Raw genomic sequence first — 18,248 nt, 5'->3', positions numbered from 1 at the left:
TGGGCCACCTGGAGCCCCAACGGCACCGAGGCCGCGGACTTCTCCGAGACGTACAACGGCGGCCGCTCGGGCGCGTACCACCTGACGCACTGGAGCGGGTCGCCCTTCGAGGTGTGGACGTACCAGACGCGCACGGGGCTGGCGACGGGCAACTACAAGGTGCGCGCGTGGGTGCGCAAGGGAGGCGGCTTCGACATCGCGCGGCTGCAGGCGAAGACGTGCGGCTCGTGCGGACCTGTCTTCACGAACCTGGGCACCTACGGCAACTGGACGCTGGTGGAGACGCCCGCCATCTACGTCTCCGGTGGCTACCTCGAGCTGGGCTTCCACACCCGCGCCAGCGTGGGCAACTCGGCCAACTTCATCCACATGGATGACGTGGAGCTGATCCGCCTGTAACCAGACGTCCCGCTACGGGGCTCGGGTGCGCTCCTCCCGCACGAGGGCGAACACCTCCCCGTAGCGGCCCTCGTCGAAGGCCTTGCGCAGCTCGGGGAAACCTCCCTGCCGCAGCACGCGGAGGTGACGGTACTTGGCGGAGTGGTAGTTGGACACGGCCCAGGCCAGCCGCAACGCGTCCAGCCCTCCGCGCCAGAGCGCACCGTGCATCAGGCAGTCGCGGATCAGGTGTGCGGGGCGCTGGAGGGCGGCGGGCTTGAGCCGCCTGCCTTCCGCGAAGGCGCGCACGGCCCAGAGCATGGCATAACGCTCCTCCTTCTCCGCGCGCCCCTCGAGCGAGGTGGCGAAGCGGTGATCGATGGGAGCGTGCAGGCGGGGCGCGCGCATCCGAGGCAGTGCCTCGTGGACGATCATCTCCGGGCGCCAGATGGCGGAGTCCCGGCGGATCAGGCGCGCACGCCAGTGAGTGCGGTAGAGGAAGCGGTGCCCGTTGATCTCCGCCCAGTCGCGGCACGGCAGGCGGTAGGCGGGTTCCGCCGGGTGGGAGTCGCGCCAGGCGCGGATGACGAACAGGGCCTCTGGCGCCAGTCGCTCATCCGAGTCGAGATAGAGGACGTAGTCACAGGGGCCCAACGCCTCCATGGCGGCGGCCCGTGCGGCACCGTAGCCCCGCCAGGAATGGGAGACGGAACGAGCGCCCATGCTCCGCGCGAGCTCCACCGAACCATCCGTGGACCGCGAGTCCAGGGCCACGACCTCGTCGCAGACGGCGCTCAGACTCTCCAGGCACGCGCCGAGCGTGTCGCGGTTGTTTCCGTGGATGACGTAGCCACCGAGCTTCATGGATCCGGACTCTCCTACATCCCACAACCTCCAACAGCAAACGCTGGCGTTCCTCCACGTCCCGATGAATGGTGGCTCCATGGAGCCGCTCGTTCACCCTCTGGTTGCGCTGTTGTACCAGGCCACTCCGCCCCCGGAGATCGACGGCATCCGCAAACCCATGAAGCCGGGCGGCTACAGCGACAGTGGCGCCGACATCGCCCATGCCCTGCGCGCGGCGGGCGTTCCCGTACTCACACCTCGCGCCCATCCCGACGCCACCCAGGCCCTGGACTGGGTCTTCCCCGATACCGCCGAGGGAATCGCCGAGGCCCTCGGCCAGGGCGCTCGGGTCCTGTGGGCCAACACCGTGTTGTTCAACGGGCACCCGCTGGAAACGGTGGCCCACGAGGACGTACGCATCGTCGGGCAGCACCCGTCACGGGTGGACGAATACGACGACAAGTGGCTCACCCGCCAGGTCCTGCGCGAGAGCGGTTGTCCCGTGCCCGCCGCCATCCAGGCCGCCACCGGAGACGGGCCCGAGACGCTCGCCCTGGACGCCCTCACCGAGGCACGGCTCGAGGAGCGGGGTCTGCGTTTCCCCCTGGTCGTCAAGCCCATCCGCGGACGGGGCAGCGAGGGCGTGCGCGCGGTCCACTCCCTCGCGGAGTTGAAACAATACGCGGCGGGGCTGCTCGCGACCCGGGACGCCTCGGGAGCCCCTCGTTATGGCCAACGCCTGATGGTGGAACAGTACCTCCCTGGCACCGAAGTCACCCTGACCGTGATGCCCCCGGGCTCGTACCTCATCGGCGGCTCCGAGCGGACGTATACCCAGCACTGGCCACTGCCCGCCGTCCGCCGCTTCAACCACCACGACGGCATCGCGCCCTACAACGGGGTGGTCGCCGTGGTGAACAACAGCGTCCGGATCTCCGGCACCGAGCGCATCCAGCCCGCCATGCAACGTCTGGAGGCCTGGTGCACCGTGGCCGCGCGGAAGGTCCGCGCGCTCGCTCCCATCCGGATCGACTGCCGCGCCTCGGAGGAAGGCGGGTTCTTCCTGTTCGATCTGAACATGAAGCCCAACATGACGGGGCCGGGCCGGCCTGGACGCGAGGATCAGGACAACCTCAGCTCCCTGGCGGCTCGAGGCGTGGGCTGGTCCTACCCGGATCTCCTGCTCAACATGCTGCGCCAGGCGTGGTCCCCGTGCATTAAGGGGGGGTGACGAATTCGCAGCGCCCCTATCAATGCCACCTGGCGAAGCCGTCCCGTGTGCGGGAGTTGCCCCCATGAAATTCCTTTTCTTCCCCATGCAGGCCCATGGCCACGTCAACCCGATGCTCCCGCTCATCCAGGAGCTGGTCTCCCGGGGGGACGAGGTCGTCGTCTACGTGACGCGCGAGTTCGAGGCGGCCATCCGCAACACCGGCGCGTCGCCCCGGCTGCTCGATGACTCGCTCGCCCTGCCCTCCAACCTCGGGAGCCTGCCCGGCCTGGGAGGTGCGGGCGGGCAGGTGATGAAGAAGGCCATGCCGTTCATGCTGGGCCTCATGCGCCGGAGCCTGCACAAGACCCCCCAGCTGGTGGAGCAGGCCCGGGCGGAACGGGCCGGCTGCGTCGTCTATGACCCGATGGCCGTCTGGGGCCGCGCCGCCGGCGCGATGCTGGGGCTGCCCGCGGCCATCTTCCAGACGAGCTTCGGACTGAGCCACTCCCCCACGATCAAGAACGCGATGCGCGCGAACATGAAGGGCCCTCCGCCCCCGAGCGCCCTGCTGGCCATCGGCCGGCTGTTGCTGACGTCCGAGGTGATGCACTGGCGCCACGGCCTGCCGCGCTTGAGCCCCCAGTCGATGTTCTCGAGCGTCGAGGAGCTGAACATCATCCCCGTCCCCCGGAAGTACCAGCCGGATGCCGGGAACTTCGACGAGCGCTTCCTCTTCGTGGGCCCCGCGGTGCTGCCGCGCAACGATCGGGGAGACTTCCCGCTGGAGCGGCTCGAGGGCAAGCCCGTGCTGCTCGTCTCGCTGGGCACCACGCCCATGAACATGCGGCCCGACTTCTACAAGGCCTGCTTCGAGGCCTTCCGCGACACCCGCTGGCAGGTGGTGATGGCCTGCGGCAAGAGCCTGGACCCGGCCACGCTCGGACCCGCGCCGTCCAACGTCCTCGTGCGCCAGCACGTGCCCCAGCTCGAGGTGCTCGAGCGGGCCCGCGTCTTCCTCACCCACGGCGGCATGAACTCCACCATGGAGGGCCTCTGGCACGGCGTGCCGCTGGCCGTCTTCCCACAGTTCGCGGATCAGCCGCTCAACGCCTCGCGCGTGACCGAGCTCGGGCTGGGGCTCACTCTCTCGGCCCGGGACGCCCTGGACCCGAAGGCACTGCGTGAAGCCATCGAGCGGCTCGACACGGACCCGGGCTACCGCTCCCGCGTCACGGAGTTCCAGAAGGAGCTCCGGGAAGCGGGAGGCCCCCGGCGCGCGGCGGATGCACTGCACCAGTTCGCCGCCTCACGCCGGGGAGGCTCGCCTCAGAAGGCGGCCTGAGCCGTCTCCAGGGACCCGGCCCAGTCCCGCTGGAGGGAGAAGACGGCACGGGCGTGGATGTCTCGCGAGGAGCTCCCGGCGAGCACCTCGAAGCGGCCCGCCTCGGCGACCCACGCGGCCCTCGCGTCATCGAAGTACGCGAGCGCCCGCATCCCGAGCGTCAGGGTGACGGTCTTCGTCTCGCCGGGCGCCAGGGCGACCTTGAGGAAGCCCTTCAGCTCCTTTTCGGGGCGCGGGAGGCTCGCCTTCTCGTCGCGCACGTAGAGCTGCACGACCTCCTGCCCCGCGCGCGTCCCGGTGTTCGTCACGTCGAGCGTCACCGTCAGCGTGCCGCCCGGCGAGAGGGACTCGGCGCTCAGGCGGAGGTTCCCGTACGAGAACGTCGTATAGGAGAGGCCGAAGCCGAACGGGAACAGCGGGGCGATGTCCTTCGTGTCGTGGTGGCGGTAGCCGACGAAGACGCCCTCGCCGTAGCGCACCCGGCCCTGGCCACCGGGGTAGTGGCCATGGGCGGCGTTGTCCTCGAGCCGCACGGGGAAGGTCTGCGGGAGCCGGCCCGAGGGCTCGGCGTCTCCGAAGAGCACATCCGCGATGGCGTTGCCGGCTTCCTGACCGGGGTACCAGGCCTGCAGGACACCCGCGACCGCGTCCAACCACGGCAGGGCGACGGGCGCACCCGTCTGCAGCACCACCACGGTGTTCGGGTTGGCGCGAGCCACCCGCGAGACCAGCTCGTTCTGGCGGCCCACCAGGTCCATGTGGGGGCGATCCACCGCTTCGGTGTCCCACTCCCCGTTGTGACCGACGAACACCAGGGCCACGTCGGAGTCCTCGGCGAGCCGCACGGCGCGCTCGATATGCGCGTCGCCCAGGGGCCGGGTGACACCCACGCGCACGGCCCGCATCCCCTCCGCCGGGGTGGCGTACTCGATGGTCACGGCATACGCACGGCCGGCCTGGAGCTCGAGCGTCCCGGTGACTTCGTCGCTGCCGCTACCGAAATAGGTGTCGCCCGGCTTCCACGCGCTCCAGTTGTCCACGACGAGCCGCCCGTCCACGAACAGGCGGCTGAGACCGGCGCTGACCAGGCCGAAGTGGTGCACGCCGTCCTCGTCCGGCGTGAAGCGCATGGAGAGGCGCGCGGAGAAGCTGTCGGCGCTGATGCCCGGCGCGGGCGCGTCGGACCAGATCACCTCCGTCTGGGGCAGGCTGGCGCCCGGCACCCCCGCGCCCGACAGGCCTCGGTTGTTGAAGTACTCGGCGGTGAGCGCCTGCGCGAGCGGGGGCAGCAGTTTGTGATTCGCGCAGCCCACCTCGTACCCGAGTTCGACGCTCGCGCCGAGCCGGGCCTGGATGCCCTCGTAGGGCGTGACGCGGTAGTGCGCGTTCACCTGCGCGCTGCCACCTCCCATGATCTGCGCGGTCCTGGCGTTGGGGCCGATGAGGGCGATCTTCTTCAGCCGCTTCGGGTCGAGCGGCAGCACGCCCTTGTTCTTGAGCAGCACCGTGCCTTCCGCGCCGGCCCGGCGGATGAGGGCGCGGTGCTCGGGCCGATTGATGGCCTGTTCCTCCACCGGCGCGGGATGCTCGAAGGCGCCGACGCGGCCGAGGAGGCGCAGCACGCGCCGGGCGCTGTCACGGATGGCCTCCGTGCCCACCTGCCCCGAGCGGACGGCCTCGAGCAGCTTCTGGCCGCGGAACTTCGCCGGGCCGGGCATCTCCAGGTCGAGTCCCGCGTTCATGGACTCCACGGTGGTGTGCGTGGCGAACCAGTCGGACATCAACACGCCGTCGAAGCCCCACTCGCGCTTGAGGATGTCCGTGAGCAGGCGCCTGTGCTCGCTGGCGAACGTGCCGTTCAGCTTGTTGTAGGAGCACATGACGGCCCAGGTGCCCGCCTCCTTCACGGCCGCCTCGAAGGGAACGAGGTAAAGCTCGCGGAGCGTGCGCTCGTCGATGTCGGAGCTGATGGACATGCGCTCGAACTCCGACTCGTTGCCCACGTAGTGCTTGACGGTGGCGCCCACGCCCTGGCTCTGCACGCCCTGGATGTACGCGACGCAGAGCCGGGCGGACAGGAAGGGATCCTCGGAGTAGCACTCGAAGTTGCGGCCGTTCTGGGTGGAGCGGTGCAGGTTGACGGTGGGCGCGAGCAGCACCTGGGCGCCCTTGGATTGGGCCTCCTGGCCGAGCGCCTGGCCCACCTGTGTGACGAGCGCGGTGTTCCAGGTGGACGCGAGGGAGATGGCCACGGGGAAGGACGCGGCCTTCACGCCCCCCACGAGGCTGCCGGCACCGCGTGCGCCGTTGGGGCCATCGCTGACCTTGAGGGAGGGAATGCCGAGCCGCTCCACGGGAACGGTCGTCCAGAAGGAGGCTCCGGCCAACAGGGAAACCTGCTCCTCGAGGGTCATGTCGTTCAGGAGCGTGTCGATGCGCTGCTCGTTCATGGTGGCGGAGAGTACACGCCCGAGGGCCCGTGCCACACCGCGGTGCGTCAGCGCCAGCGGGTGAGCGCGAGGAGTCTCCCGGTGGTTTTCGAGCCCAGGCCTGTGCCAGTCTCACATGCCGGTGAAAGCCGCCCCCGAGGTGATTCATGCCCGCCACCGCCGCCGCTTCACAGCAACCCGCCCCCCGGCGGATGCGTTACGCCCCCCTGGAGGGCCTGTTGCGCAGCCTGGAGATCCAGGAGCGCTCCGCCGAGATGAAGGAGATCGTCCGGTTGAGCGGTGGGACCGACTACGCCCCGTCGGAGATCGCGGTGGAGCACTTCGCCGAGGTGCTCCACTACCTGGCGCGTACCCGCTTCGCCTCCCTGCACCCGTCCGAGGGGCTCTTCCGCGTGGGCGCATGCCTCTTCGAGGGCTACCGCAAGACACTGCTGGGGCAGATTCAACTGGCCGCGCTGCACCTGCTCGGGCCGGACCGGCTGATGCGCAAGGCTCCCGAGTTCGTGGGCCGCAGCAGCAACTTCGGCACGCGCACGGTGGAGCAGCTCGGGCCCAACCACTACCGGATGGACTTCCGGGGCGTCCCCCTGCCCGGCGACTACTACAACGGCATCCTCCATGCCGCCCTGCGCGCCACGGGGGTGAGCTCGCCCCAGAGCACCTGGGAGCAGGTGGGCCCCGAGGACATGACGTTCGACGTGCGCTGGTAGCCCCGCGCGCCCGGGCGTGATAGCCCCCGGTGTGTGAGCAACTCCTTCAAGACCCTCGGCCTCTCTCCTGAGACACTCGGTGCGGTGCGGCGCGCCCGCTTCACCGCTCCCACCCCCATCCAGGCCCAGGCCATTCCCCCGGCGCTCGCCGGGCGCGACGTCATCGGCTGCGCGGCCACCGGCACGGGCAAGACGGCCGCCTATCTGCTGCCCCTCATCGAGCGGCTGGCCGGTGAGCCGGGCCCCACCGGGCTGGTGCTCGCCCCCACGCGCGAGCTGGTGCAGCAGATCGCCCAGGAGGCTTCCTTCTTCGGCGAGCCGCGCGGTGTCACCCAGGCGGTGGTCATCGGCGGCACGGACATGAGTGCCCAGGTGGAGGCGCTGCGCCAGAAGCCCACCCTGGTGCTCGCCACTCCGGGCCGGCTGGCGGACCTCCTCCAGGCGGGCGCGGTGAACCTCTCCGCGGTGCGCACGCTCGTGCTGGACGAGGCGGACCGGATGCTGGAGATGGGCTTCCTGCCCGAGCTCCAGCGGATCCTCGCCGCCCTGCCCCGTGAGAGGCAGACGCTCCTCTTCTCCGCCACGCTCGGCCACAACGTGACGCTCTTCGCGCAGGAACTGCTGCGCCGGCCCGTCCGGGTGGAGGTCACGCCCAGTGGCACGCCCGCCGCGCGCGCCGTGCAGCGGATGTACGAGGTGGAGGCGGACGAGAAGTACCCGCTGCTGCTCACCCTGCTCGAGAGGGATCAGCTCAGCGCGCTCGTCTTCACCCGTACCCGGGAGCGCGCCGAGAAGGTGCTGGAAGTCCTCAAGCGCGCGGGCCACAAGTCCGCCCTCATCCACTCGGACCGGACGCAGGGGCAGCGCCGCCAGGCGCTCGAGGGCTTCCGGCGGGGGCAGTACCGCTGCCTGGTGGCCACCGACATCGCCTCGCGCGGGCTGGACGTGGAGGACGTGGGCCACGTCATCAACTTCGACCTGCCCCACTCGCCCGAGGACTACGTGCACCGCATCGGCCGCACGGCGCGGGCGGGTGCGAGCGGGCGGGCCTCCACCTTCGTCACCGAGCGGGACGAGGAGACGGTGCGCGCCATCGAGCGCATCATCCGCATGCCGGTGCCGCGCGCCGAGGTGCCGCGCAAGGACCCCGTCTTCCTCGAGGAGCGGGAGACGTTCCAGGCCGAGCAGGGGGACGTGGATGACTTGATGAAGCTCGAGGACCGCCCCCGTCCCCGTGCGCCGGAGAGGGCTCGCGAGGCGCGCGGAGCGGGCCCCCGGCGTGAGGGCCCGGAGCGCCGGGGTGGAGACTCCCGCCGTACCGCCCCGGGCCGGAGCCCGGCGCCTCGCCCTGGGAGGGAGGAAGAGGGCGCCCGCCGGGCGAAGCCCGCGCGCCGCGTGGAAGGCGCATTCGGCCGCGACATGGCCCGGAAAGCGAAGGAGGGGCGAGGGAGGACCGAAGGCAAGGGCAAGGGCAAGGGTAAGAGCGGCCCGCGTGGCGCCGGGCGCCCTGGAGGCAAGGCGGGAGGCCGTCCGGGAGGGGCGCGGCGTGGGCCGGGGCCCTCCCCGCGAGGCCGTGGTGGCGGAGGACGAAGCAGCCGCTAGGCGGAGGGGCCGTTAGAATGTGACCTCGAGCCGGCGAGGGACTTCCTTCTCACGGCGTTTCGCAGCCATGGCGCTCCTTTCCTCTCCCGAGACAAGCCAGGAAGTCCCCCTCCCCCCGGAGATCCGGGCCAAGGCCTCCGTGGGTCCCGTGAAGACCCCGCGGATCCTGCGCTGGCTGGACTTCTTCCTCTCGGAGACCCTGCGCAACGCGCCTCCCGAGGAGCTCGTCCGTCACCGGGTGCTCGTGGCCGCCGCGTGCTTCATGCTCGTGCTCGCCATGCTGTACCTGGTGAGCACGCTGTTCTCGCCCTACTCCCCGCTCCCTGGCATCGCGGGCGTGCTGTACCTGGCCATCCTGGTGGCGGCGCGCAAGGCCCGGACACTCGTGGTCCCCGCGGTCATCATGCTGGTGACCCTCACGATCGGCTTCCTGGGGGGCATCTTCGCGAACAAGACCAACCTCGAAGGTGGCGTGCACGCCACCAACATGCTGCTCCCCGCCTTCGCCGTGTACCTGCTGGGGCCTCGCCGGGCACTGCCCTTCGTCCTCTTCCTCGTCGTGGTCATGGACGTGGTCCACCCCCTCTACGTCCTGCGGCACGCCGACAGCACCGACCCGGCCTTCTCGCTGGCACGGTTCTGGGTCCGGCACGTCATGGCGGGCATCGGCTTCCTGGGCATCTGGGGCATCAGCGCGTTGCACAGCACCGCCCGGGACGCGGCCCACCACTCGCTCGAGCGGGCCTTGCAGAAGCTGCGGGCCAGCGAGCTCAAGCTGAGCAGCATCATCGAGAGCACCGACGACATCGTGGTCGCGCTGGATCCCGAGGGGCGCCTGCTCGTGGCCAACTCGGCCACGGAGCGCTTCCACCGGCTGATGGTCGGCAAGGAGCTCGAGCTGGGGCAGACGCTCTTCCGTTATTCGAAGCCGGAGCGCATCCAGCTCTGGAGGAGCCGCCTCGCCCTGGTGCGCGAGGGCCAGCGCCTGCGCTACGAGGAGCCATATGAAGCCAGAGGCTCCCGCATCGTGCTGGACATCAGCCTCCACCCCATCTTCGGAGAAACCGGCCGGACCGTGGGGGTGACGCTCTTCGCCCGGGACATCACCCAGCGCAAGGAGGCCGAGACACGGCTGGGAGAGATGCACCGCACCCTGGTGGATGTGTCGCGCCAGACGGGCATGGCCGAGGTGGCCACCGGTGTGCTCCACAACGTGGGCAACACGCTCAACAGCGTCAACATCTCCACCACGCTCGTCACGGACCGGCTGCGCCGCTCCCGCGTCACGGGCCTGGCCAAGGCCGTTGGCCTGCTGCGCGACAACCTCCCGGAGCTTCCCACCTTCCTCACCAGCGACTCGCAGGGCAAGCAGTTGCCGCCCTACCTCATCGCGGTGTCCGACGAGCTGGTGGAGGAGCGGGAGGGCATGCTCAAGGAGATGCAGGCGCTCGCCCAGAGCGTCGAGCACATCAAGTCCATCGTCAGCATGCAGCAGAAGCACGCGCGCTCGGCGGGTGCGGTGGAGCAGGTGGACGTGCCGCAGCTCATCGACGAGGCGCTGCGCCTGCACGCCGTCTCCTTCGAGCGGCTGGCCATCCGCATCGTGCGGGACTACGCGAACGTGCCCCTCATCTTCGTGGATCGGCACAAGCTGCTGCAGATCCTCATCAACCTGCTGAGCAACGCGCGCCATGCGCTGGTGGACAGCGAGCAGGAGGACAAGTGCCTGCGCATCCACGTCGAGCGCTCGGACGACGGAGAGCGGCTGCGCATCGACGTGACGGACAATGGGGTGGGCATCGCCCCGGAGAACGTGGCGAGGCTGTTCACCCAGGGCTTCACCACCAAGAAGACGGGGCACGGCTTCGGCCTGCACATCAGCGCCCTGGCCGCCGAGGAGATGAAGGGGAAACTGTCCTGCAACAGCCCCGGGCCCGGACAGGGCGCCACCTTCACGCTCGAGCTGCCCGTGAAGGGCGAGACCGCCTAGGCAACGGTCCAGCGCGGCACGCTCCGCCGACTCGGCTCTTTTCCCCCGTGGCCGAAGTGTCTACCTTCCGCCACCCCATGGACCGCCCCCTTCCTGCCCTGCGCGCGAGCCTGGACGACTTCCTCGCCGAGCTGGCCTCCCTCCAGTACCGCCACGCCGCCGGTTTCGCCCAGGACCTCCCCCTCCGCGAGCTCTACGAGGACTCGCCCGAAATCGCCTCCCCCGAGGCCTTCGCCGCCGTCACCGAGTCCATCCCCAAGGCCCAGGCCAAGGGCGACTCGCTCGGCGTGCGCCGCCTCCGGCTGCTGCGCGACTTCATCGCCACCCAGATCGAAGAAGCCCTCGCCGCCCCCGCCGCCCAGGCCCTCGCCCAGCTCGAGGCCCGCTCCCGTCTCTCCGTGGACGACCAGACCCTCTCCCTCGGCGAGGCGCTCGGCCAGCTCCCGCATGAGCCCGAACGCGGCCGGCGTGCCCTCCTCGAGAGCGCCACCGGCGGCTTCCTCTGGGACAACAAGGGCCGCTACGGCGATCGCCGCGAGGCCGCCTTCCGCGTCACCGAGCAGCTCCGCGCTCCCAGCTACACCGCTCTGCGCGAGGACGTCTCCGGCATCGAGCTCAAGCCCCTCGTCGAGGCCGCCGAGCAGACGCTGCGCCTCACCGAGGACGCCTACCGTGACGTGCTCGCCTACGTCCTCAAGAAGGTGGAGCCCACGCTGCGTCCCCTGCCCTCGGGCCACGCGCGCCGGCATGACCTGCAGGCCGCCACCCAGGTGTCCTGGCTCGGCGGCTTCTTCCGGCGCGAGGACACGCTGCCCGCCGTCGTCCGCTGGCTCGGCGAGTGGGGCTTCCACCCGTCCGCCGAGGGCCGCATCCGCCTGGATGACGAGGAGCGTCCCGGCAAGGCCTCCCGTCCCTTCACCGTCTCGGTGCGCGTGCCCGGCGAGGTGCGCCTCGTCCTTCAGCGCCGCGCGGGCCTGGACGCGCTGGGCAGCCTCCTGCACGAGTATGGCCACGCGCTGCACCACGCCCATGTGTCCGGCCAGTTGCCGCTGGAGCTGCGCCGGCTGGGGGACGCCTCGGTGACGGAGGCCTTCGCCACCCTCTTCGAGCGGCTCCTCACCGACGAGGAATGGCTCAAGCGCTACCTGCGCCAGCCCTCGGCCACCGCGCGCGACGCCTCGCGCATGGCCGCCTTCCAGGCCCTCACCGTCCTGCGCCGGCACTGCGCGAAGCTGCCCTACGAGCTGTCCCTGTACGAGCACGGCCCCTCGCCCGAGCGGGCCGAGGAGTACGCGGATGCCCAGCGGCGCGCGCTCTTCGTCGAGGCGCACCCGGGCTTCTTCCTCTTCGACGTGGACCCCCAGCTCTACGTGACGCGCTACCTGCGCGCCTGGGCCCTGGAAACGCGGCTCACCGCGCACCTCACCGGGCGTTTCAACGAGGACTGGTGGCGCAACCCCACCGCCGGCCGCTGGCTCCAGGGCCTCTTCTCCCGGGGCGGTACCGACGACGCCGAGGCGCTCGCCCGGGAAGTTTCGGGAAAAGAGCTGACGCTCCCCGAGGCGGGTGCCCGCCTCGTGGCTCTGCTCGACCGATGAGCGCCGTCCCCTGGCGGGGTGCCGGGGGACTACTTCTTCTTGCGCAACGCGCGGACGATCTTGTCCTTCGTCGCGTTGGTGCCGGTGGCCGCGGCCTTGGGCTTGCTCGCCGAGCGCGCCTGGCCCGTGCGCTCGCGCATGGCCTTCATCAGCTGCATCTCGATGAGCAGCAGCTCGTCACCCAGCTGCTCGTTGTTGCCCGCGGCACGGGGAAGCGGCGCGCTCTTGCTGGGGGCACCGGCACCGTGCCGGAGCCGCAGCACCTTCTCCTCCTCGGCCGTCAGGGTCTGCGTCTTCTCCAACGCGGCCTTGACCTCCTTGGACGTCACCGTCGTGCTACTGCCGACCTTGCGCTCCATCTCCGCTCCCTTGCAGTGGGCACCTGAACATCCGCTCATGTCGGACGCGTCCGGTGCGCAACCGTCGAGGATTCTAGAGATCGCAAGAGGAGGGTCAAATTTTCTTCCAACAGGCCGCTGCCTCCCTGTAGCGGCCTGACTCCCTCGCAACACCTGCCAGGTCAGTTGCCCTCTTCGTCCGCGGGCTCGTCCGAGGGCTGGGCGGCCCCCGCCCCCGGAGTGGCGCCCTCGGGCTTGTTGCGGGGGATGCCGAAGCGGTCCAGCGCGTCCGCGATGCCCTGCGGCTTGTCCGCGTCCGGCAGGAAGTTCTCCGGCGGCTGCAACTTCGGGTCCTGACCGATTTCACTCAGCGCGGACTCGAGCACCATGCGCAGCTCGGCGGCGCCCCCGGCATCATTGGCGGGCACGGTGATGCGCCCGTCCAGGCGCGTCTTGAGGACGACGGACGTCTCCGCGTCCACCAGCACCTCGCCCGTCAGGGACTTGGGCGTGCGGTTCTCGAAGAAGGCCAGGCGGCGCTTCGTGGTGTCATCCCGGCCGCCCTTGGGCTCGGAGAGCGCGGGCAGCACGGCCGGTGTGGTGCCAGTGTTGCCTTCTGGACCCAACGTCACGTTGTAGCGCCACGCGGTGCGGCCCTCGTGGGTGACGGTGCCCTGCGGAGACAGCAGCAGCCGGCCCCGGAAGAGCGCGTCCAGGTCGCGGATGGCGCCGGTGAGCTCGGCGCGGGTGCGCTCGGCCATGCCGCGGTCACGCAGACGCTGGCGGAAGGTGCCGTAACGGTTGCGGGCGTACACCTTGCCCCCTACCCGCATCACCTCCAGGCCCTGGTCCCGGCTGTTCTCCAGCACACCGTGGAAATCTCCACTCACACCACCCGGACCGGCGCGGAAGGTGCGCGTCTCCGTCAGTTTGGTGGGGACGGTGCCCGGGGCGCCCGTCCACTCGTAGGTGACGGTGGCCTTGAAGGCGTGGGGTCCCAGACGCTCCGTCACCTCGGCGGAGTCCATGGAAAGGATGCGGCGGGCCACGCGGGGATTGTCCGCCACGTCCTCTGGCGGAAGCTTCTCGGCGGCCGAGGCCACCACCTTGGGCGGGTCCTCGGGCGAGAAGATGCGAGCCTTGGCCGCCTTGTCGACAGGGTCCTGGCAGGCCACGGTGGCGAGGGCCAGGGCGGCGGCGAGGGCGAACTTCGGGAAACGGGTCACGACTCCTCCGGCTCCATGCGGGGGTTGCCCAAATTACGGGGTGGGTGCTGGAGCGGCAAGGGACGGCTTGCGCGCGCCAATGTACGGGATAGAACGCCACCTATGCAGAACCTGCGTGACAAGCTCTTGAAGGCTGGCCTGGTCTCCGAGGACCAGGCCAAGAAGGCGGAGACCACCGCCCCGACCCGCCGTCCCGCCCCGTCGCAGGAGGCCCGGCGCGAGGGCCCTCCTGGCCGCCAGGACAGGGAGCCTCGTGAGGACCGGGGCCGCGACGAGCGGCCGCCGCGCCGCGAGGGCCGTGAGGGTGGACGTCCTCCCCAGGGCGGTGGCCGTCCTCAGGGACAGGGTGGCCGGCCCCAGGGACAGGGTGGCCGTCCTCAGGGTGGCCCTCCCCGCGGCCCGGGTGGGCGCCCCCAGGGTGGACGTCCCCAGGGCGGGCGGCCGGGCGCTGAGCCCTCGGGCGGCATCGTTCCCAAGCTGCCCCCGCTGCCGGGCTCCAAGGCCGCCCAGCGGATGGAGTCCAAGAAGCAGGTGGAGCTGGACCGCAAGCTGCGCGAGCTGGTGCTCGGCGGCCAGGTGCCCGTGGACGTGGGCGCCACCGTCTTCTACTTCATGACCCGCAAGGGGAAGCTGCGCCGCCTGGAGCTGACCGAGGCGCAGGCGAAGCAGCTCGAGGACGGCACGCTCGGCGTGGTGGAGCGTCCGGAGCCGGCGCAGATCGAGCACTCGCTGGTGCCCGCCGCGGTGGCCGAGCAGATGTACGCCATCTCGAAGAAGTCGGTGCGCTTCCTCAACCGCCAGGACTTGCCCATCGGCTTCATGAGCGATGACCAGGTGAAGGAGCAGCAGGCGGCGGAGGCTCGCGGCGACGCTCCGGTGGACGAGGGCGACGACGAGCCCACCGAGGGCGAGGAGTCCGCTCCCGCCGAGGCAGCCGCAGAGGGCACGCCGAGCCCCGAGGGTGGCTCCGAGCCCACGCCGTCCTGACCTCGCGTCCGGCCCACCGGGTGGTGACCACGGTCATCACCTGGTGAAGGCCCGGAAACACGAAGGCCCTGGCCCGAGGAGGACCAGGGCCCGCGTGTGAAGGCAGTGCCTACCGGTTGGAGTGCGAGGCGATGACGCTGGCCACGCAGCAGGTGAGCTTCTTGCCGGTGGGGATGTGGAGGTACTCGTTGGGCCCGTGGGCGTTGCTGTTGGGGCCGAGCACGCCGGTGATGAGGAACTGGGCCTCGGGGAAGCGCTTGCCGAGCATCTCCATGAACGGGATGGTGCCGCCCTCGCCCATGGCCATGAAGGGCTTGCCGAAGAAGGCGCGCGAGGCGTCGTGCGTGGCCTGCTCCAGCCACTTCTCGAGCGGCGGCGCGTCCCAGCCGGCGCTGGTCTTCTCACCCTCGAACGTCACCTTCGCGCCGTAGGGAGGATCCGCCTCCAGCGTCTGCTTGAGGGCCTGGATGGCCGCCTTGGGCTCCACCCGCGGAGGGATGCGCATGGACAGCTTCACCGCGGTGTAGGGGCGCAGCACGTTGCCCGCGCTGCCCAGGGCCGGCATGCCCTCCACGGCCGTGACGGAGAGCGCCGGGCGCCAGGTGCGGTTGAGGATCTGCTCGGCACGGTCCACCGTCATCGGACGGGAGCCGGGCACCCAGGGGAACTTCGAGTACACCTCCTCGCCCAGCACCTCGGCCACGGCGGCGGCCTGCTCGCGGCGCGCCTGGGGGATGTGAACCTGGAGGCCGTCGATGCGGATGCGGCCCGTCTGCTCGTCCTCCACGCGCGAGAGGACCTGCCGCAGAATCCGGAACGACGAGGGCACGATGCCGCTCGCGTCACCCGAGTGCACGCCCTCGCTGAGGATGTCCACGCGCAGGTTGCCGGAGATGAGCCCGCGCAGCGAGGTGGTCATCCACAGCTGCTCGTAGTTGGCGCAGCCGGAGTCCAGGCACACCACGAGCGACGCCTTGCCGATGCGCGGGGCGAGGTGCTCGATGTACGCGGGCAGGTCATAGCTGCCGCTCTCCTCGCAGGCCTCGATGAGCACCACGCAGCGCGAGTGCGGAATCCCCTGCTCCTTGAGCAGGCGGATGGCGGCGAGCGAGCCGAACGCCGAGTAGCCGTCATCGGCGCCACCGCGGCCGTAGAGCTTGTCGCCCTCGCGAACGGGCTCCCAGGGGGAGAGGCCCGCGCGCCAGCCGGTCATCTCGGGCTGCTTGTCCAGGTGGCCGTAGAGCACCACGGTGTCATCCCCGGTGCCCGGGATGTCCATGTAGATGACGGGGGTGCGCTCCTCGCCCTTCTCGTTCTTGAGCGTCACCACCTCCACCTTCAGCCCGGGGATGTGCTTCGCCTGGGACTCGCACCAGCCGGCGATGAGCTTCACCGCCTTGTCCATGTGCCCCTTCTTCGCCCAGTCCGGCTCGAAGGCAGGGGACTTGTTGGGGATGCGGATGTACTCGTGCAGCCTGGGGAGGATCTCCTCCTCCCAGATGCGCTCGGACGAGTTGGCGGCGGTGGTGGGATTCAGCCGGGGGCTGGTGCTCATGGGAAATGGCTCCGGGTTCAAACGGAAGGCACTTCCATCTACACCACCCCGAGCCACAATGGGCGGACCTCGCCATGACGCAAGGCGGCACGGCAGGTAGGCCGCTCGCTTCCCAACCCGGGAAATCCTGTTCCCGGACCCCCGCTCAGGGCTCGGCGGCCGGCAGGGTGAAAAAGAAGGTGCTGCCCACCCCGGGCCAGGTCTCCACCCAGAGGCTGCCGCCGTGCGCCTCCACGATGCTTTTCACGATGCTCAACCCGAGCCCCGTGCCCCGCTCGCTCACGCCGGAGGCCCGCCAGAAGCGCTCGAAGAGGTGCGGCACGTCCTCGGGCGCGATGCCCGGCCCGTTGTCCTTCACCGAGATGCGCACCATCCCATCCACCTGCCGGGCCCGCAGGGTGACGGTGCCGCTCGCGGGGGTGAACTTGATGGCGTTGCCCACCAGGTTGGAGAGCACCTGCAGCACGCGCTCCCGGTCGGCGCGCACACGCGGCACGCCGGGGCACACCTCCATCACCAGGTTCTGCGACTTCTCCAGGGCGAGCGGCCGGAGCACCTGCGCCGCCTGCTGGAAGAGCGCGTCCACCGGCCAGGGCTCGGGCGCCAGCGCCATGGGCATGCCCTGCAGGCGCGCCCGGTCGAGGATGCCTCCGATGAGATCCCTCATCTGATCCGCCGCCTGCAGGATGGTCTCCAGGTGGCGGCGGCCCTGACGCCGGCGCTCCTCCCCGGGTGGCCGCGCGGCATGCAGGAGCATCTCCGCGTTCATGCGCACCACGAGCAGCGGCGTCTTGATGTCGTGGGAGACGACGGCGAGCAACTCCTCGCGCCAGCGCACCGCCTCCTGCGCTTGCTGGAAGAGCAGCGCGGAGTCCACCGCCGTCGCGATGCGCTGGGCCAGTGTCTCGAAGAGGGAGAGGTCCGCGGGGCCATAGCGCTCCGGCCGCGAGGAGATGAGGCTCAACACTCCGAGCGTACGGCCCCGGACGCGGATGAGCAGGCGGAGGTTGGAGGGGAATCCGCTCCACTCGGCCCGCTCCACCGGTGTGTGTCCCTCCGGCAGGTGCTCGGAGTGGGCCGGAAGGGCCACCCAGGGATGGGACGCGAGCACCTGGGCCACGAAGGACACACCGCCGGGCCGTTGGCCCGCGGGCTCCAAGGCCGTCATCGCGATGCGCTCGGCCCCGCTGGGCCCCAGCAGATCCATGACACAGCAGTCGGCCCAGACGGGAACCAGCAGGCGCGCGAGCTGGGAAAGCGAGGTGCGGTAGTCCAGTGAGCTGGCGAGCAGGACACTCGCCTCGGCCATGAAGGCCTGACGCCGGTGGGCATCCTCCGCGGCCTGATGCGCGAGACGCTCGCGCTGCAAGAGGGCGCGTTGGACCCGCTCGAACAACTCCGCGCGCTCGCGCAGACGGACCTCGCGCCTCAGCGCGTAGTGCCGGTCCAGGGCCAGCGCGAGCTGCTGGGCCACCGCGTCGAGGAAGGCGAGCCCCTCATCATCCAACACCCCGGACGGCTCCACCTGGAGCGTGCCGAAGGTGCGCCCCTTGGCCACGAGCGGGAGGGTGAGGAACGCCGGCTCGGCCCGCATGGGAGGCGCCGGGACGGCCCAGGAGCCCACTCCCTCCAGTGACTCCCCCCACTCGTGCTGGGGCTCCACCACCGCCGTTCCCACCCGCCAGGCATACGTGGACGCGGCCTGCTCCGTGGCCGCGGTGAGCCGTGCGGCCGGCACCCCTTCCGCGCGCCAGACCTTCACGGCCGGACGCTCCGGCACGGCGTCGCCGCCCGAATCCAACCCCACGAACAGCACGGCCGTGCGCAGCGCGTGCGCCTGGGAGGCGAGCGCCATCACCTCCGGGAAGGTGCGTGCCTCTCCCTCGAAGGCCGCGAGCCGCTTGCCAATCTCATACAGGGAGTCGAGGTGACGCCAAGCCTGCTCGCGTTCACGACTGCCTTCCTCCACCATGTCCTCCACGAGGCACCTCTAAACAGCGTGACCTCACAAGT

The 18,248-nt window shown here is 70.5% G+C and carries 13 protein-coding genes and 1 pseudogene; 8 read left to right on the top strand and 6 right to left on the bottom strand.

Annotated elements, in window-relative coordinates; translation table 11 throughout:
* Positions 1-399 (top strand): annotated as a pseudogene (locus BO221_RS18875) (glycoside hydrolase family 16 protein); the annotation flags it as partial.
* A 12-nt stretch (positions 400-411) separates the two neighbouring features.
* Here BO221_RS18875 and BO221_RS18870 read toward each other — a convergent pair.
* Positions 412-1,242 carry a glycosyltransferase family 2 protein gene (locus tag BO221_RS18870; RefSeq protein WP_073561822.1) on the bottom strand — a complete coding sequence of 277 codons (831 nt, stop codon included), beginning with the start codon at positions 1,240-1,242 and terminating at the stop codon, positions 412-414.
* A 79-nt stretch (positions 1,243-1,321) separates the two neighbouring features.
* Here BO221_RS18870 and BO221_RS18865 point away from each other — a divergent pair, with 79 nt between their 5' ends.
* Both BO221_RS18865 and BO221_RS18860 read left to right on the top strand, forming a co-directional pair.
* Positions 1,322-2,455, top strand: a complete 1,134-nt coding sequence (locus BO221_RS18865) for a biotin carboxylase (RefSeq protein ID WP_143195532.1) — start codon at positions 1,322-1,324, stop codon at positions 2,453-2,455.
* A 64-nt stretch (positions 2,456-2,519) separates the two neighbouring features.
* On the top strand, positions 2,520-3,779 hold the full coding sequence (locus BO221_RS18860; protein ID WP_073561821.1) for a macrolide family glycosyltransferase: 1,260 nt from the start codon (positions 2,520-2,522) through the stop codon (positions 3,777-3,779).
* Here the strand turns inward: BO221_RS18860 and BO221_RS18855 are convergent.
* Positions 3,764-6,229 (bottom strand): glycoside hydrolase family 3 C-terminal domain-containing protein, encoded by a 2,466-nt coding sequence (locus BO221_RS18855; protein WP_073561820.1) that lies wholly within the window; start codon positions 6,227-6,229, stop codon positions 3,764-3,766. The two genes, BO221_RS18860 and BO221_RS18855, sit on opposite strands and share 16 nt — an antisense overlap.
* Before the next feature lie 146 nt (positions 6,230-6,375).
* On the opposite strand from BO221_RS18855, the gene BO221_RS18850 reads away from it, so the two are divergent.
* The 4 genes from BO221_RS18850 (at position 6,376) to BO221_RS18835 (ending at position 12,129) form a co-directional block, all read left to right on the top strand.
* Positions 6,376-6,939 carry a DUF2378 family protein gene (locus BO221_RS18850; protein ID WP_083681153.1) on the top strand — a complete coding sequence of 188 codons (564 nt, stop codon included), beginning with the start codon at positions 6,376-6,378 and terminating at the stop codon, positions 6,937-6,939.
* Positions 6,940-6,972: 33 nt separating this feature from the next.
* Positions 6,973-8,541: a DEAD/DEAH box helicase gene (locus BO221_RS18845; RefSeq protein WP_073561818.1), complete on the top strand. Its 1,569-nt coding sequence runs from the start codon at positions 6,973-6,975 to the stop codon at positions 8,539-8,541.
* Positions 8,542-8,689: 148 nt separating this feature from the next.
* On the top strand, positions 8,690-10,531 hold the full coding sequence (locus BO221_RS18840) for a nitrogen regulation protein NR(II) (protein ID WP_233166126.1): 1,842 nt from the start codon (positions 8,690-8,692) through the stop codon (positions 10,529-10,531).
* A 77-nt stretch (positions 10,532-10,608) separates the two neighbouring features.
* Positions 10,609-12,129, top strand: coding sequence for a peptidase M3 (locus BO221_RS18835; RefSeq protein ID WP_073561816.1), 1,521 nt, complete (start codon positions 10,609-10,611; stop codon positions 12,127-12,129).
* 29 nt (positions 12,130-12,158) lie between these two features.
* Here the strand turns inward: BO221_RS18835 and BO221_RS18830 are convergent, their stop codons facing one another.
* Positions 12,159-12,488, bottom strand: a complete 330-nt coding sequence (locus BO221_RS18830; protein WP_043414156.1) for a hypothetical protein — start codon at positions 12,486-12,488, stop codon at positions 12,159-12,161.
* A gap of 161 nt (positions 12,489-12,649) precedes the next feature.
* Positions 12,650-13,693, bottom strand: coding sequence for a hypothetical protein (locus BO221_RS18825; RefSeq protein WP_073561815.1), 1,044 nt, complete (start codon positions 13,691-13,693; stop codon positions 12,650-12,652).
* 102 nt (positions 13,694-13,795) lie between these two features.
* On the opposite strand from BO221_RS18825, the gene BO221_RS18820 reads away from it, so the two are divergent.
* A complete protein-coding gene (locus BO221_RS18820) occupies positions 13,796-14,680 on the top strand; it encodes a DUF2058 family protein (RefSeq protein WP_073561814.1) in 885 nt (294 codons plus the stop codon).
* Between the two features lie 109 nt (positions 14,681-14,789).
* On the opposite strand, the gene BO221_RS18815 is transcribed toward BO221_RS18820, so the two are convergent.
* Together BO221_RS18815 and BO221_RS55480 are read right to left on the bottom strand one after the other, a co-directional pair.
* On the bottom strand, positions 14,790-16,235 hold the full coding sequence (locus BO221_RS18815; RefSeq protein WP_073561813.1) for a M20 family metallopeptidase: 1,446 nt from the start codon (positions 16,233-16,235) through the stop codon (positions 14,790-14,792).
* A 145-nt stretch (positions 16,236-16,380) separates the two neighbouring features.
* Complete coding sequence (locus tag BO221_RS55480; RefSeq protein WP_233166140.1) at positions 16,381-18,207, bottom strand: ATP-binding protein; 1,827 nt, start codon at positions 18,205-18,207, stop codon at positions 16,381-16,383.
* Positions 18,208-18,248: the final 41 nt, after the last annotated feature.

The organism is Archangium sp. Cb G35, from assembly GCF_001896145.1.
Taxonomy (GTDB): domain Bacteria; phylum Myxococcota; class Myxococcia; order Myxococcales; family Myxococcaceae; genus Archangium; species Archangium violaceum.
Note: the sequence above shows the minus strand (reverse complement) of the source record. Positions and strands in the feature narration are given on the sequence as shown.

Coding starts and splice junctions, on each gene's coding strand:
- BO221_RS18870 (WP_073561822.1), bottom strand. CDS start 1,242: ATGAAGCTCGGTGGCTACGTCATCCACGGAAACAACCGCGACACGCTC.
- BO221_RS18865 (WP_143195532.1), top strand. CDS start 1,322: ATGGAGCCGCTCGTTCACCCTCTGGTTGCGCTGTTGTACCAGGCCACT.
- BO221_RS18860 (WP_073561821.1), top strand. CDS start 2,520: ATGAAATTCCTTTTCTTCCCCATGCAGGCCCATGGCCACGTCAACCCG.
- BO221_RS18855 (WP_073561820.1), bottom strand. CDS start 6,229: ATGAACGAGCAGCGCATCGACACGCTCCTGAACGACATGACCCTCGAG.
- BO221_RS18850 (WP_083681153.1), top strand. CDS start 6,376: ATGCCCGCCACCGCCGCCGCTTCACAGCAACCCGCCCCCCGGCGGATG.
- BO221_RS18835 (WP_073561816.1), top strand. CDS start 10,609: ATGGACCGCCCCCTTCCTGCCCTGCGCGCGAGCCTGGACGACTTCCTC.
- BO221_RS18830 (WP_043414156.1), bottom strand. CDS start 12,488: ATGGAGCGCAAGGTCGGCAGTAGCACGACGGTGACGTCCAAGGAGGTC.
- BO221_RS18820 (WP_073561814.1), top strand. CDS start 13,796: ATGCAGAACCTGCGTGACAAGCTCTTGAAGGCTGGCCTGGTCTCCGAG.
- BO221_RS18815 (WP_073561813.1), bottom strand. CDS start 16,235: ATGAGCACCAGCCCCCGGCTGAATCCCACCACCGCCGCCAACTCGTCC.
- BO221_RS55480 (WP_233166140.1), bottom strand. CDS start 18,207: ATGGTGGAGGAAGGCAGTCGTGAACGCGAGCAGGCTTGGCGTCACCTC.